General features: G+C 71.0%; 18 protein-coding genes. 9 read left to right on the top strand and 9 right to left on the bottom strand.

From position 1 onward, the window contains the following. Window positions 1-4: 4 nt before the first annotated feature. Together OG247_RS20225 and OG247_RS20230 are read right to left on the bottom strand one after the other, a co-directional pair. A complete protein-coding gene (locus tag OG247_RS20225; RefSeq protein WP_327253575.1) occupies window positions 5-1,003 on the bottom strand; it encodes an inorganic phosphate transporter in 999 nt (332 codons plus the stop codon). Between the two features lie 5 nt (window positions 1,004-1,008). Continuing rightward, window positions 1,009-1,629 (bottom strand): DUF47 domain-containing protein, encoded by a 621-nt coding sequence (locus OG247_RS20230; RefSeq protein WP_327253576.1) that lies wholly within the window; start codon window positions 1,627-1,629, stop codon window positions 1,009-1,011. 194 nt (window positions 1,630-1,823) lie between these two features. On the opposite strand from OG247_RS20230, the gene OG247_RS20235 reads away from it, so the two are divergent. Next, window positions 1,824-2,162, top strand: coding sequence for a metal-sensitive transcriptional regulator (locus OG247_RS20235; protein ID WP_327253577.1), 339 nt, complete (start codon window positions 1,824-1,826; stop codon window positions 2,160-2,162). A 15-nt stretch (window positions 2,163-2,177) separates the two neighbouring features. On the opposite strand, the gene OG247_RS20240 is transcribed toward OG247_RS20235, so the two are convergent. Both OG247_RS20240 and OG247_RS20245 read right to left on the bottom strand, forming a co-directional pair. Continuing rightward, window positions 2,178-2,333 (bottom strand): hypothetical protein, encoded by a 156-nt coding sequence (locus OG247_RS20240; RefSeq protein ID WP_250744641.1) that lies wholly within the window; start codon window positions 2,331-2,333, stop codon window positions 2,178-2,180. Between the two features lie 170 nt (window positions 2,334-2,503). After that, a complete protein-coding gene (locus tag OG247_RS20245) occupies window positions 2,504-3,343 on the bottom strand; it encodes a hypothetical protein (RefSeq protein WP_327253578.1) in 840 nt (279 codons plus the stop codon). Between the two features lie 145 nt (window positions 3,344-3,488). On the opposite strand from OG247_RS20245, the gene OG247_RS20250 reads away from it, so the two are divergent. Both OG247_RS20250 and OG247_RS20255 read left to right on the top strand, forming a co-directional pair. Further along, the gene (locus tag OG247_RS20250) at window positions 3,489-3,710 is read left to right on the top strand and encodes a hypothetical protein (RefSeq protein ID WP_327253579.1); all 222 of its coding nucleotides are present in this window, start codon (window positions 3,489-3,491) and stop codon (window positions 3,708-3,710) included. 167 nt (window positions 3,711-3,877) lie between these two features. Continuing rightward, window positions 3,878-4,117, top strand: a complete 240-nt coding sequence (locus tag OG247_RS20255) for a hypothetical protein (protein WP_327253580.1) — start codon at window positions 3,878-3,880, stop codon at window positions 4,115-4,117. Window positions 4,118-4,258: 141 nt separating this feature from the next. On the opposite strand, the gene OG247_RS20260 is transcribed toward OG247_RS20255, so the two are convergent. From OG247_RS20260 to OG247_RS20275, 4 genes are all read right to left on the bottom strand, one after another. Continuing rightward, on the bottom strand, window positions 4,259-4,972 hold the full coding sequence (locus OG247_RS20260) for a phosphatase PAP2 family protein (RefSeq protein ID WP_327253581.1): 714 nt from the start codon (window positions 4,970-4,972) through the stop codon (window positions 4,259-4,261). Between the two features lie 212 nt (window positions 4,973-5,184). Further along, on the bottom strand, window positions 5,185-6,204 hold the full coding sequence (locus tag OG247_RS20265) for a C40 family peptidase (RefSeq protein WP_327253582.1): 1,020 nt from the start codon (window positions 6,202-6,204) through the stop codon (window positions 5,185-5,187). Between the two features lie 180 nt (window positions 6,205-6,384). After that, entirely contained in the window at window positions 6,385-7,224 is an 840-nt protein-coding gene (locus tag OG247_RS20270) for a thioesterase family protein (RefSeq protein ID WP_327253583.1), read from the bottom strand. Window positions 7,225-7,303: 79 nt separating this feature from the next. After that, window positions 7,304-7,912 (bottom strand): LysE family translocator, encoded by a 609-nt coding sequence (locus OG247_RS20275; RefSeq protein WP_250744626.1) that lies wholly within the window; start codon window positions 7,910-7,912, stop codon window positions 7,304-7,306. A gap of 99 nt (window positions 7,913-8,011) precedes the next feature. Between OG247_RS20275 and OG247_RS20280 the strand changes: the two genes are divergently transcribed. Together OG247_RS20280 and OG247_RS20285 are read left to right on the top strand one after the other, a co-directional pair. Then, window positions 8,012-8,860, top strand: a complete 849-nt coding sequence (locus OG247_RS20280; protein ID WP_327253584.1) for a pentapeptide repeat-containing protein — start codon at window positions 8,012-8,014, stop codon at window positions 8,858-8,860. Window positions 8,861-9,053: 193 nt separating this feature from the next. Next, complete coding sequence (locus OG247_RS20285) at window positions 9,054-9,341, top strand: hypothetical protein (RefSeq protein WP_327253585.1); 288 nt, start codon at window positions 9,054-9,056, stop codon at window positions 9,339-9,341. Window positions 9,342-9,409: 68 nt separating this feature from the next. Here the strand turns inward: OG247_RS20285 and OG247_RS20290 are convergent, their stop codons facing one another. Beyond that, window positions 9,410-9,712: a hypothetical protein gene (locus OG247_RS20290; RefSeq protein WP_327253586.1), complete on the bottom strand. Its 303-nt coding sequence runs from the start codon at window positions 9,710-9,712 to the stop codon at window positions 9,410-9,412. Window positions 9,713-10,421: 709 nt separating this feature from the next. Here OG247_RS20290 and OG247_RS20295 point away from each other — a divergent pair. From OG247_RS20295 to OG247_RS20310, 4 genes are all read left to right on the top strand, one after another. Continuing rightward, complete coding sequence (locus OG247_RS20295; RefSeq protein WP_031145169.1) at window positions 10,422-10,730, top strand: hypothetical protein; 309 nt, start codon at window positions 10,422-10,424, stop codon at window positions 10,728-10,730. 85 nt (window positions 10,731-10,815) lie between these two features. After that, window positions 10,816-11,628, top strand: coding sequence for a hypothetical protein (locus OG247_RS20300; protein WP_327253587.1), 813 nt, complete (start codon window positions 10,816-10,818; stop codon window positions 11,626-11,628). After that, window positions 11,618-12,919 carry a hypothetical protein gene (locus OG247_RS20305; RefSeq protein WP_327253588.1) on the top strand — a complete coding sequence of 434 codons (1,302 nt, stop codon included), beginning with the start codon at window positions 11,618-11,620 and terminating at the stop codon, window positions 12,917-12,919. Before OG247_RS20300 ends, OG247_RS20305 begins: the two co-directional genes overlap by 11 nt. Continuing rightward, window positions 12,916-14,478, top strand: coding sequence for an SCO6880 family protein (locus tag OG247_RS20310; protein WP_327253589.1), 1,563 nt, complete (start codon window positions 12,916-12,918; stop codon window positions 14,476-14,478). The genes OG247_RS20305 and OG247_RS20310 overlap by 4 nt, the downstream gene beginning before the upstream one ends. The last annotated feature ends 18 nt before the right edge of the window (window positions 14,479-14,496 follow it).

Below are 14,496 nucleotides of genomic sequence, written 5' to 3' on the forward strand. Positions count from 1 at the left end.
GCGGTCACACGAAGGCGAGGTTGACCACCCAGAAGCTGAGCGCCGCGACCAGCGCAGCGGCCGGCATGGTGATGAACCAGCCCAGGATGATGTTCTTGGCGACGCCCCAGCGGACCGCGTTCACCCGCTTGGTCGCGCCCACGCCCATGATCGCCGAGGTGATGACGTGGGTGGTGGAGATCGGCGCGTGGAAGAGGAACGCCGAGCCGAACATGATCGAGGCACCGGTGGTCTCCGCCGCGAAGCCCTGCGGCGGGTCCAGCTCGATGATCTTGCGGCCGAGGGTGCGCATGATGCGCCAGCCGCCCGCGTACGTACCCAGCGAGAGCATCACGGCACACGCGATCTTGACCCAGACCGGGATCTCGTCGCCCGCGCTGTTCACGTCGGCGATGACCAGGGCCATCATCACGATGCCCATCGTCTTCTGCGCGTCCTGCAGACCGTGGCCGAGCGCCATGCCGGCCGCCGACACCGTCTGCGCGATGCGGAAACCGCGCTTCGCCTTGTGCGGGTTGGCGCGGCGGAACATCCACAGGATGGCGACCATCACCAGGTAACCGACGACAAGACCGACCACCGGCGAGACGAACATCGGGATGACGACCTTGTCGACCACTCCCGACCAGAGCACCTCCGTACCGCCCGCCAGCGCCGCGCCCACCATGCCGCCGAACAGCGCGTGCGAGGAGGACGAGGGCAGGCCGAAGTACCAGGTGATCAGGTTCCACACGATCGCGCCGACGAGCGCCGCGAAGAGGATCCACATGCCCCGGTTGCCGTGGGGCGTCTCGATCAGGCCCTCGCTCACCGTCTTGGCGACCCCGCTGCCGAGGAAGGCGCCGGCGAGGTTCATGACCGCGGCCATCGCGAGCGCGGCGCGCGGGGTCAGCGCACGGGTCGAGACCGAGGTCGCGATCGCGTTCGCGGAGTCGTGAAAACCATTCGTATACGTAAAGCCGAGCGCGACACCGATGGTCACGACCAGAGCGAAGGTGTCCACGAGGTTCAGGACTCCTTGACCGCGATGGTCTCCACCGTGTTCGCGACGTGCTCGAACGCGTCGGCCGCCTCTTCGAGCACGTCGACGATCTGCTTGAGCTTCAGCACCTCGATGGCGTCGTACTTGCCGTTGAAGAGCTGGGCGAGCAGCTTGCGGTGGATCTGGTCGGCCTGGTTCTCCAGGCGGTTGACCTCGATCCAGTACTCGGTCAGGTTCTCCATCGTGCGCAGGTGGGGCATGGCCTCGGCCGTCAGCTCGGCCGCGCGCGCCAGTACCTCGATCTGCTGCTCGACACCCTTGGGGAGCTCCTCCACGTTGTAGAGGACGACCAGGTCGACCGCCTCTTCCATGAAGTCCATGATGTCGTCGAGGCAGGACGCCAGCTTGTAGATGTCCTCGCGGTCGAACGGCGTAATGAAGGAGGAGTTGAGCTGGTGGAAGATCGCGTGGGTGGCGTCGTCTCCCGCGTGCTCCGCTGCCCGCATCCGCTCCGCGATCTCGACCCGGGCGGAGGAGTCCGCTCCGAGCAGTTCCATGAGGAGCTTGGAGCCCGTGACGATGTTGTCCGCGGATGCGGCGAACATGTCGTAGAAGCTCGTCTCCCTGGGGGTCAGACGAAATCGCACGTGAGGTCCTCGGGGTGCATTGGATTCGGTCAGGCTGATGCTAGGCGCATCCCCCGGCCACGGCTAACCGGCAGTTCCCCAGTGTCCTCCATCAGGCAGAGTGAGGGCCACGGGCCCCTGCCCCTGCGGCCGGGGGCCGGTACCCTATACCCATGAGGGGTATAGGTCCCCCATTCCGGACCACGGGAGGACGCATGACTGCCATCCAGGCGGAGGGCTCCGGAGCCACCACGGACACGGACACCGGCGCGGTGCACGGCTACCACCACCAGAAGGACGAGCACCTCAAGCGCCTGCGCCGGATCGAGGGGCAGATCCGGGGGCTCCAGCGCCTCGTCGACGAGGACGTCTACTGCATCGACATACTCACCCAGGTCTCGGCGAGCACGAAGGCGCTCCAGTCCTTCGCGCTCCAGCTCCTGGAGGAGCACCTGCGGCACTGCGTCGCCGACGCCGCCGTCAAGGGCGGGGGAGAGATCGACGCCAAGGTCGAGGAAGCGACGAAGGCGATCGCCCGGCTGCTGCGCACCTGACCCGGGGAGCGGGGGTCAGCCGGACCACACGCCCATCAGCACCTCGTCGATCCGGTCCTGGCTGAGCCTCTCCTCGGCCACGGCCGACGCCGCGATGATCAACTCTCCGCATAGTTCGATCTCGGCCAGAGCCACGAGGTCCTGCACCGTAGAACCGCCTGCGGGAGTCACGCGTGTCACCTCAATCTGCCGTCGTCCGGTCGCCGGCGCTCGGCTTCTCAGCGTAGGGAGCGCGCGGCGCGGCGCACATGACACGGATGGACCATTTCCGGCCCCCCCCACACCGGACCGATGGCCTGCCGCGGCCCGATCGCGCCGCCTGCCCCGGGGGCTCCCGGCGGCTAATCGGCGATCTTTCCGGCGTAAATGTCCCCTTCGGCCGGCAATACGACGGTGACCGGGGTCCCGAAGCCGTAGAGCAGCGTGGTGGAGGACACATCGATCACGCCATTGTTGACGTACGTGAAGCGGTGGCGGACCTTCCGCAGCAGGCCCTCCGCGTCGAGGTAGGCGTCGAACGGCACCGCGTCCTTGCTGAACCCTTTCGCCGCCGCCTCCAGCGCCCCCTTCACCGCCGGTGAGGCCTGCGCGGCGGCCCGCGCGATGTCCGTCGTGCCCCGGTAGTGCCGCACCTTGGTCCCGGCCACCTCGGTCTCACCCACGTACGTCACCTCCTGCGCCCCGCGCAGCAGCTCCGCGGCGGCCATCGGGTCGGTGGCCCCGCCGGTGACGAGGTTCCCGTCGGCGAGGGCCGTCGTGTCGACCCGGACCCACTTGTCGTCGGGTACTCCGGCGCCCCGGTTCTTCATGTAGAGCGCGCCCGGTACGAGCAGCTCGGTGATGGGCCGGTGTTCCGCCTTGCCCTTGGCGTCGTCGGGGAGCATGACCAGCAGCTGCCCCATCCGGTTCTTGAAGTCGACCCCTCCCTCGCCCCGGATCGTGACCCGGGTGCCGCCCGTGGCCATCTCCATGGCCGTACGGGTCTGCGCGCTCCCGGTCGCCAGGAGCGCGTCGGCGGCCCCGCGGACCGTCGCCGCCGGGTCGTCGGCGGGCCGGGCGTCGTCGCCCGCGACGGCGTCGCCACCGCACCCGCTCAACGCCGCCACCGTCAGGGCCAGGCCGACCGCGACCGCAGCCCGACCCGCGCGTCCCCGCCTCCGCCTGTGCTGGTGCACCACCATCGCCTGCCAACCCCCAACGCGTGACCGCTTTTTGCCCGAGGCCCCACCCGCTCCGCTTAACGAGGTCCCGGGCCTCCCGTCACGGCCGCGGCCTCCTCGCCCCGCGCCAGTGCCCCACCGGCACCCGGCCCGGTACCTTGGTGGAGTGGAACCGCACACCGAAGCGACCCTCGTCCCTCCGCTTGCCTCAGTGCCGCTGCCCCGCGACTCCTCCAGCGCGGCGCCGGCACCGTCCACCGATCACGCCACGAGCACTTCCGAACGGGGCTCGTTCAGCCTGGCCGCCTGTACGTGCGGCTGGCGCGGCCCCGCCCGCCGCTCCCGCGACCTGGCCCGCAAGGACGCCACCGGCCACGCCCCGGAGTAGCCCGGAGCTCGTCACCACGGGCCAGCCACGGGCCGGGCACCCCTGCCGGCCACGGGCCCGCCGCCGGCCCGGCACCGGCCGGCAGCCCCGCACGCCTGCACGCCGACGGGTCGCCCGATCGGACGGCCCGGCTGGCCGACACGCCCGGGAGCGGTTGCCCTTGACTCATGCCCGGACCCGCGCCCCGACTCGCCGCCCTCTTCTGGGCCCTGCTGATCGCGTTCGCCCCCGCCACCCCGGCCCGGGCCAGCCCCGTGGGCACGGCCGACGGACCCGGCGACGTCGCCCTGGCCATCGGGGTCACCACCACCGCGGCCGCCGCGACCGGCCTGTGGCTGCGCTCCCGCTACCGGCGCTCCGACGCGGAGGCGCCTGCGGACGCCACGGACCCGGGCGGCGATCCGTGACCCCGCCCCAGCGCTCCCGTCCGGCCGCGGTCCGCGTCTGCTTCGGGGCCGCGGCGCTGTGCCTGTTGGCGGCCGTGGTGCTGAGCGTCTGGGACTCGTACCGCATCGGCTGACGCTCCGGGCACCGCCCGGAGCGGCGCGTCAGGCGGCGAGGTCGCTCTCGTGTCCGCGCCCCGCCGGCGGCGTCGCCGCGAGGTCCACCGGCCGGGCCACCACGCGGTCGCGCGACCGGACCAGTACGCCGAGCCGCGGGGACCGGGCCACCGCCCGCACCGCCGGGGTCAGCAGCGCCATCGCGAGCGGCGCGAGCAGCAGCACCACCGCGGTGCCCAGGGCGAGCCCGCCGATGACGTCGGTCGGATAGTGCAGGCCCATGTAGACCCGGGTGAACCCCTCCAGCAGGGCCAGCCCGATCCCGATGAAGCCGAGCCTGCGGTGGGCGACGAACAGGCCGACGCCGAGCGCCATCGCGAGCGTCGCGTGGTCGCTGACGAAGGAGAAGGCGCTCTGGCCGATCCCGGTGCCGCTGTCCAGCACCTCGACCTCGCCGTGCTGCGCGGCCGGCCGCGGCCGGCCCACGAACTCCCGCAGCGGAACGTTCAGGAGCAGCGCGGCCCCGGCGGCGAGCGGGGCCCACACGAGCGCCGCGAAGGACTCGACGGCGGCGGGCTCGTCCTGCCGGCGCGCTCCGCGCCAGCACCACAGCACCAGGAGCACGAGGGCCAGCGGGATCCCGTACTCGCCGAGGACCGCGACCGTGCGGTCCAGCCAGCCCGGGGCTCGCCCCGCCAGTCCGTTGATCTCGTACAGCAGGCTTACATCCACGTTCGGCCCACCTGTTGTGAGTCCAGCCATGGTGATGCGGCCCCTTGCCCTTGCCTTGGTACCCGTACGGCCGCACGCCGATGTGCGGCCCTTCGCCCCCCGGTGATCAATCCGGCGCTTCCGCTCGTCCTGCCCCGGTGACCATGGAACGCCCGTTCTGGCGGCTACGTTCCACTCTCCACCGAATGATCACCCCAACGTTATCGAAGAGTGACTCATCGTCGCAGCTCAGGGCCTTCGCTTCACGCTGTGTTGCCGACGCCCTCGCGCCGCGGCAGCGCCTCCGCCCCGTCCTTCGTCACGCGCGTCGCGCCGAAGTAGTCGGGTGTGTCGATCTTGTCGAAACGGATCACGGCTCCGGTGAACGGTGCGTTGATCATGTAGCCGCCGCCGACGTAGAGCCCGACGTGCCGGATCTCCCGGGAGTTCGTCAGATCGTCGGAGAAGAACACCAGGTCCCCCGGCAGCAGTTCCGCGCGCGAGGGATGCGGACCGGCGTTGTACTGGTCATTGGCCACGCGCGGCAGGTCGATCCCCACCGACTCGTACGCGGCCTTGGTCAGCCCCGAGCAGTCGAACCGCCCGCCCTGCTCCGGCGTCCCGTTCCCGCCCCACAGGTACGGGGTCCCCAGCTGCTTCTGCGCGAAGTAGATCGCCCCGGCGGCCTGCTGGGAGGGCGCGACCCGCCCGACGGGGGCCTCGAAGCTCTTGGCGAGGTTCGTGATGGTCTTCACGTACCCCTCGGTCTCCCGGTACGGCGGGACGCCCCCGTACTGCTTCACCGCGCCGGGACCCGCGTTGTAGGCGGCCAGCATGTTCTTCACCGGATCTCCGGGCACCTTGGACACGTAGCGCGCCAGCTCGCAGTCGTACGAAGCCGCCGACGGGATCGCGTCGTTCGGGTCCCAGATGTCACGGTCCCCGTCACCGTCCCCGTCGATACCGTGCGTCGCCCACGTCCCCGGGATGAACTGCGCGATGCCCCGCGCGTCGGCCGGACTCACCGCGCCCGGGTTCCAGCCGCTCTCCGAGTAGAGCTGGGCGGCCAGCAACGCCGGGGAGAGCGTCGGGCAGAGGTTGCCCCACTTCTGCACGAGGGGCTGGTACTTCCCCGGGACGGCCCCCTTCGCGAGCCCGCCGGCCCGCCCGCCCGCGCCGGTCGCGATGCCCGCGGCCGCCGAGTACGTACCGACCACGAGCAGGGCGAGAAAGCACAGGCACGCCCCGAAGCTGATTCCACCGACCACCCAGAGTCTGCGCACCCGCCAACCTTCCCCCATCGAACGACTTTTCCCGGGGCTCCCGCCACCCCGTGTCGAATCATCCCGCTGGGGGACCGGCACAGGAACCGCCCCACCCGGGGCACTTGGAGCACAGAACACGGCGGACGGGTGAACTCATAAGACGATAAGACCTATTGGGGACTCGGCCTGCCCCGGCTCCTACCCCCTCGGCGCAACGAACAGACTCTGCGCGCTCCGCCCGATCGGCCCCTTCTCGTCGTGCAGCCGTGCGTCCGCCAGTCCGATGCCCGCCGCGTCCACGCTCGTACGGGCCTCCACGCACACCCATTCACCGGCCGGATGGCGGTGCAGGTGCACGGTGAGGTCGCCGTTGACGAAGAGGTACCGCCCGAAGTCCACGACGGAACTGATGCCGTTCCCCGAATCCGCCGCGACCAGGACCCGGTCCAGAGGCCGCGGCTCCTCCCCGGCCACGAGCGGCACCTTCATCCGCATCCAGCAGGTCCCGGGCCCGAGTTCGACGAACGCGCCCCGCGTGAAACGGGTCTCCATCGCCGAGTGGTAGCCCTTCTCCCACGGCACCGGGAAGAACGGCGTGAGCCCCACCTCCCCGGGCGGCGGCAGCTCCGGCCCGGGCACGACGGACGGCACGGACTCCCCCGCCACCCGGATCCGCAGCGCCCGCGCCAGCATCACGGGCGCCGCCCCGGCGGGGGCGAGCGCCGCCTCGACCACCTCGGTGCCGCGGCCGGCCCGCAGCACGCTGGTCGTCACCTCCAGCGGGCCGATCGGCACCGGGCGCAGGATCTCGTAGGTGATCCGGGCGATCCGCATGTCGTCCCGCCCGCCCGGCCGCTCCTCGATCGCCCGCCCCAGCAGCGCGGCCGGCGGTCCGGCGTGCTGCGAGCCGGGATCCCACGGGCCGCGGGTGTAGCCGCTCGCCAGGAAACGCCCCGCGTCGACCCGCTCGTAGAACCCCTCTACACCGCTGACTTCGCTGACACCGCTGACTTCGCTGACACCACTCTCGGCACCCATGGCCGCCACGCTACCGACTGGTAATCGGCGACCGCCAGCCCCGCCTGCCCCTCCCCCTCCCCCCCTCCCGGCCCAAAAGTCAGCGGGCGAAGCCCAGCCCCACCCCGAGCCCCACCAGGACCGAGCCGATGGCCCGGTTCAGCGCCTTCTGCGCCTTCAGCATCCGGTCGCGCAGCCGGGAGTTGGAGAAGAACAGCGCGACGGCCCCGAACCACCCCAGGTGCGCCGCCGACATGAACAGCCCGTACCCGGCCTGCTGCCACACCGGCGTACCCGGCCCGACCACCTGCGTGAAGGTGGACACGACGAACAGCGTGGTCTTGGGGTTGAGCACGTTGGTCAGGAACCCGCTCCTGAGCGCCCCGAACGGCGTCAACCCGCCCTTCTCCTCCAGATCCACGGCCACCTCGGTGCGCGCCCGGAAGGTCCGTATCCCGATCCACACCAGGTACGCGGCGCCCGCGAGCTTGATCACCGTGAACAGTTCGGCGGAGGAGGCGATCAGCAGACCGACCCCGAGCATCGTGTAGGAGACGTGCACCAGTACCCCGGCCGCGACCCCGGCGGCCGCGAACAGCCCGGTGGGCCGCCCGTAGAGGTAGCTGTTGCGGACGACCATGGCGAAATCCGCGCCGGGACTGATGACGGCGAGGAAGGTGATGACGGCTACTGCGATCACTTCGGTCATACCCCGATGCTCCCCGGACCCGCCCACGACGATCAAGGGCTTTCCGCGGTGCGGGCACCCGGCGACCACCCAAGTCCCCCACCGGGAGACAATGAGGACGTGCCCAAGCCTCCCGCCACCGGCCCCGCCCCTGCCGCCCCCGCCCCGCTCCCCCTCCTGCAAGCGGACTGCACCCAGTGCTTCGCGCTCTGCTGCGTGGCGCTGCCCTTCTCCAAGTCCACCGACTTCGCCGTGAACAAGCCCGCCGGCACCCCCTGCAAGAACCTCCGGCAGGACTTCCGCTGCGGCATCCACACCGGGCTGCGCGACCAGGGCTTCCAGGGCTGCACCGTCTTCGACTGCTTCGGCGCCGGCCAGCAGGTCTCCCAGGTCACCTTCGGCGGCCGCGACTGGCGCTCCCACCCCGCAACCGCCGGCCCGATGTTCGAGGTCTTCCCGGTGATGCGGAGCCTGCACGAGCTGCTCTTCTACCTCGCCGAGGCCCTCACCCTCCCCGCCGCCCGCCCGATTCACGCACAGCTGCGCACCGCCCTGGCCGACACCACCCGGTGGACCGCGGCGACCCCGGAGGCCCTCGCGGAGTTCGACATCACCCCGCTGCGCCAGGAGGTGAACACCCTGCTCCTCAAGACCAGCGAGCTCGTACGGGCCAAGGTCGCGGGCCGCAAGAAGAACCACCGCGGCGCCGACCTGATGGGCGCCCGCCTCCCCGGCGCCGACCTGCGCGGGGCCAACCTCCGCGGCGCCTACCTGATCGCCGCCGACCTCAGCGGCGCCGACCTGCGCACGGCCGACCTGATCGGCGCGGACTTCCGCGACACCGACCTGCGCGACGCAGACCTCACGGGCGCCCTCTTCCTCACGCAGCCCCAGCTGAACGCGGCCCGGGGCAACGCCTCGACCCGCATCCCGCCCTCCCTCACCCGCCCCGCGCACTGGCTCCCGTAGGGCAGCTTCGGGACCGGTTCGACAACCGTTCGGGACCGACTCGACACCTGACGGCGCACGCGGGACACGTGTGCGCCCCCAGCGCATCCACACACCCCTCGACGGACGTCACCGTCCGCACCCGAACCCCTACCGTGAGGCACGCAACCGGAAGATGACCGTCACCTGCCGGCCCACTGGAGGTTCCCCCACCATGCGACGACCGACCACGACCCTCGGCACCCTCGCGGCCGCCGCCACCCTCGTCCTCGGCCTCGGCGGCTCCGCGCACGCGTCCTCGGGCGAACTGGTCATCAACGGCCACTCGGTCCACGAGCCGACCGGCTGCATCCTGCACAACGGCCCCGCCGCGGTCACGAACCACACCGACAGCCCGGTCTTCATCACCAGCGGCCGCTGGTGCACCGGGGCGGTCATCGCCGTCATCCACTCCGGCGAGACCCGGTTCGCCCCGTTCGCCTCGAACATCCTCGTCCCGTAGCCCGGCTTCCCCGCCGGTGCCGCGCCCGGCTCGTGCCCCGGACGCGGCACCGGCGGGGAAGCCGGCCGTCAGGGCCTGACGACGGCCTGCCAGCCGAGCGGGCACGCGAAGCCCGCGGCCGAGTAGTCGCAGAAGATCTCGGAGACGTCCCCGCCGGTCGTCAACACCTTCACGTAGGCCCGCTGGCCGGTATAGGTGACGGACACCGCGCACGCGTCCCTCGGGAAACCGGGGTTCGCCGGCGTGGTGAGGTCCTTCCAGGCGTAGCCGCCGACCGTCGTCCCCATCACGGTCCGCCGTCCGATGTACGCCTTCCCCCGGCTCAGCGCGGCACTGAGCTCCTGATTGCCCTGCGCCTTCACCGAGTCCATGTCCACACACGGACCGGCCGACCCCCGGTCACCCTTCGCCCCCCGGTCACCCTTCGGACCGCGGTCACCCTTCGGCCCCTTGGGCCCCTGCGGACCGCGCTGCCCCGTACACCCGCCGCCGCCCACGGGCGCCGCCCGCTCATCGCCACCGCCCCCTCCCGGGGACACGGGAGACACGCACGCACCGCTCCCGACGGCGACGGCCACCGGAACCGAGACCCCCGTGAGCACAAGCGCCAACGGCACCGCGAACCCACCGGCCAACCAACCCGCCCGCCGTCCCGCCCTGCCGAGAGAACCCATCCGTCACCACTCCTCGCGTCTCCGCACCGAACCACGTGGAGCATCACCCGCAACCAGCCACCCGGATCCCCCGGCTGACGGAATGTCGGAAAACATCATCGGTATGGTCGAACGAACCACGGCCCGTTGCGCCAAACGGCGCCCCCACGACAACCACCCAGCCCACCAGCACGACAATCATTGCCCGCAGTCACCCCCCGTGATACACAGAGTGACCATACGTTCTTTCCCCCACACGCCGCCCGACCCCAGGTCAGGACACGCGAACGGCACCCGGGGCGACAGATCGGGTAAAGAGAGCAGTCAAGTCGACATCCGACGGCGGTTTCATCAGGGAAGATAGAGAGTGACCCCTGCCGTCCGGGCACGGGCTACCGGAACTACCCATACAGGGGCGGTGAGTTACATGATCCTGGCAGCCGAAAAGGGCGACATCACCACCATCATCGGCGGAATCGCCCCGAACTGGGGGCCGTTCGGCAGCCTCGGCAACGAGGCGAAGATCATGATCGAAGTGGTCATGGCCGTAGCGATCCTGCTCTGCCTCGGCATCGCCATCTGGGGCGCGGCCAAGCAGCGCATCGGCGCGACCGCACTGCGCGACACCTTCAGCGCGGAACAGGGCAAGGGCCTCATCGTGGCCGGCCTGACGGGCGTCTTCATCATCGGCTCACTGGGCACCCTCTTCACGATCGTCTACGGAATGGCCGTCTAGCCCGAGCCCTGATGAGGACTCACCACGCCGCGCCTGCGCGGATACCAGCGCTACCGTCGTACGACGCGGAGGGGGCGAACACCGAATGAGCACCGACGACCAATACGGTGGCGGCGAGGTCGGCGGCACCGGCCAGACCCGTACCCGCTTCCCGGAGCCCTCGGACCCGTACGCCCCGCCGCGCCGCACCCCCCGAGGCCTGATCACCGTCGTCGGCGTGGTGGTCCTCCTCATCGCAGCCATCGCCTTCGCCAACCAGTCCCGCACCCCCGAAGACCCCCCGACCGCCGACAAGGCCCCCACCGCCACCAACCCGACGGCAGCCACGGGCGTCCCCCCGGTGGACGGCAAGTCCGCAGGCATCCCGAAGGGCTTCGCCCAGACCGAACAGGGCGCCCAATCCGCGGCGGCGAACTACGCGGTGGCGCTGGGCTCCGACGGCATGTTCAGAAAGAACACGCGCCACGCGCTCGTGGAAGGGATCTACACCCCGGACGCCGCGTCCAGGATGAGAGCCCCTCAGGACGAGGCGTACTCCGCGCCGTTCCTCGCAAAACTGGGACTCGACGCGAACGGCAACCCTCCCCAGGGCAGCTCCTTCGTCACCCGCGCCGTCCCCGTCGGAACCCGGGTCGACAGCTACGCGCCCACGAACGCGAAGGTCTCCGTCTGGTACACCGGCCTCATCGGCATGTCCGGTCCGAAGTCCACCGACCCGGTACGCACCACGTGGAAGACCTGGACGTTCGAACTGGTCTGGTCGAACGGAGACTGGAAGGTCGCCTCCGACTCCCAGCAGGACGGTCCGGCGCCGGTTCCCGGTGACGCGGTCGCCTCGCCTTCCGAGGACATCAGCAAGGCCGTCAAGGAGTTCGGAGGCTTCACCTATGCCCGCTAGCCTCAGGCTCCGGGTCGGCGTGGTCACCTTCGCCCAACTGGCCATCGCAGGCCTGGCGACTCGCGCCTACGCCGCCCCGAGCCCCACGCCAACCCCGTCTCGGCTGCCCAGCGACGACCCTTGCGACCTGCTGATCGGCCCTGCGAAGCAGTACTGCAACCGCGAGGGCACCGCCCCCAACGGCCCAGGCGCAGGCCTAGCCCCCAACGACCCCGCCGACGCCCTCAACCCCCTCTCCTCCCTCGCAAAGGGCTGCGCCGACGCCGCAGCCTGGATCGTCGGCGAACTCAGCAAAGCGGTAAACGGCACCGCCAACGTCGACTTCACCAACGGCGCCTTCCTCAAGCAGTACGCCATCGTCTTCGCCGCCTCCACCATCCTCACGCTCGTCCTCTGGCTCTTCGCCGTCGCCAAACGAGCCATCCGCGGCGTCCCCTTCACCACCGCCATGTCCGAAGCCATCGGCTTCCTCTGGCTCACCGTCCTCGCCTCCGCCTTCACCCCCCTCATCCTCTACACCGTCGTCTCCGCCACCGACGGCGTCACCGAGGTCATCTCCTCCGCCACCGGAGGCCAGACCGACGTCTTCTTCGGCTCCTTCGCCGAGGCCCTCAAAAAGGGCGACGACATCGGCGGCGGCCCGATCATGCTGATCGTCGTCGCCCTCGTCACCGTCCTCGCCGCCGGCATCCTCTGCCTCGAGCTCGTGATCCGCGCCGCGCTCCTCTACGTCGGCGCCCTGCTCGGCACCGTCGTCTACGCCGGCCTCGTCGACCGCAACCTCTGGGGCCACGTCCGCCGCTGGGCGGGCATCATGATCGCCGTCATCCTCGTGAAGCCGGTCATCGTCATCGTCCTCGGCCTCGCCGGAGCCCTGGCGGGCGACAAGGGCCCGAACGCCTTCTCCGCGGTCGTCTCCGGCCTCTCCATCATCCTCCTGGCGATCTTCGCCTCCGCGATGATCTACCGCTTCGTCCCCGGCTTCGGCGACGAGATCGCCTCCGCCCGCACCAACCGCAGCAAGGCCACCGACGGCGCCCAGGCGGCCGCCGTCATCAGCTCACCGGCCTCCCTCGTCTCCCAGGGCATCAAGACCCACAGCAGCCGCGGCGGCGGCGGAAACAGCGGCGGCGGCGCCCACCGCGCCGGCGGCGACAACCAGATCTCCGGAGGCATGGCCGCCCACAGCAGCCGCGGCTCCGGCGGAGGAGGCGGCGGGACCGGCCCCGCCGCCGCACCCCCGCCCCGTACGGGCTCCAGCACGAGGAACACAGGAGGTGACGGGCGGTGACGACCCAGTCCCACCAGCTCCACCCGGTCACGCCCCGCCGCACGTATCTCATCGGCCGCGCCCGGCCGAACGCGATCGTCGGCAAGAACCGCGAGACCGGCGAGATCGCCCTGATCATCGTCGGCGCGTTCCTCGGCATGATGAGCGGACTGCTCGTCCCCTCCCTCACCCTGCGCATCGTCTCCCTCGCCGGCTTCCCGATGCTCGCGCTCGCCGCCGTCTACGTCCCCTACCGCGGCCGCACCTTCTACCGCTGGTTCGAGATCAACCGCAGCTTCAAGCGCACCCTGCGCCGCGGCACGACGTTCCGCTCCGGCGCCATGGAAGCGGGGATCCGCGCCGGCGACGGCCGCGAGGTCGAGGTGGGCCCGCCCCCCGGCATCGGCCGCATCAACTGGCTCGCCGCCCCCTTCGGCCCCGACGAGATCGCCGTCCTGCTCCACGCGGACCGCAGAACCGTCACCGCCGCCATCGAGATCGAGGGCCCCGGCGTGGGCCTGCGCGACAGCGAGGACCAAGAGGCCCTCGTGGACCGCTTCGGCACCCTCCTCAAGCACGTGGCCAACGGCGACGGCTTCGTCACCCGCCTCCAGATGCTCGTACGCACCCTGCCCGCCGACCCGGAGGCCCACGACAAGGACGTCGCCGCCCGCGGCGACACCCACGCCCCCGTCTGGCTGCGCGATTCCTACGACCAGCTCCAGTCGATGGTGTCGACCTCCTCCGAGCAGCACCGCGCGTACCTCGTCGCCTGCATCCACTTCACCCGCGAGCTGGCCGCCGAGGCCCACACCATCGCCCGCGCGGCCGCCCCGTACAAGGGCCGCAAGGTCGACCGCGACGCCGGTCTCGCCATCGTCATGGCCCGCGAGCTCACCGACATCTGCGCCCGCCTCGCCGAGGCCGACATCCGCGTCCGCCAGCCCCTGGGCCAGGGCCGCCTCTCCTCCCTCGTGCACTCCATGTACGACCCGGACCACCCCATCGACCACATCCAGGCCATGACCAAGCGCAACGCCTGGCCCGCCGAACTCGACGCGGTGGAGCCCACGTACCTCCAGGCCAAGACCCGCGAGTCCTCCACCCGCGCCCCCTGGTGCCACGCCACCGCCTGGGTGAAGGAATGGCCGATGACCCCGGTCGGCGTGAACTTCCTCGCCCCGCTCCTCGTCCACACCCCCGACGTCATCCGCACGGTCGCCGTCACCATGGACCTGGAGCCCACCGAGATCGCCATCGAGCGCATGCTCACGGAGAAGACGAACGACGAGGCCGACGCCAGCCGCGCCGCCAAGATGAACCGCACCGTCGACCCGCGGGACATCGCCGCGCACGGCCGGCTCGACCAGCGCGGCGAAGACCTCGCGAGCGGCGCCGCCGGGGTCAACCTGGTCGGGTACATCACGGTCTCCTCCCGCTCCCCCGAAGCCCTCGCCCGCGACAAGCGCACCATCCGCGCCTCGGCGGGCAAGTCCTACCTGAAGCTCGAATGGTGTGACCGCGAGCACCACCGCGCCTTCGTCAACACCTTGCCGTTCGCCACCGGCATCCGACGCTAGCTGGAGGGAATGGCCGCC

Source organism: Streptomyces sp. NBC_01244 (assembly GCF_035987325.1).
Lineage (GTDB): Bacteria > Actinomycetota > Actinomycetes > Streptomycetales > Streptomycetaceae > Streptomyces.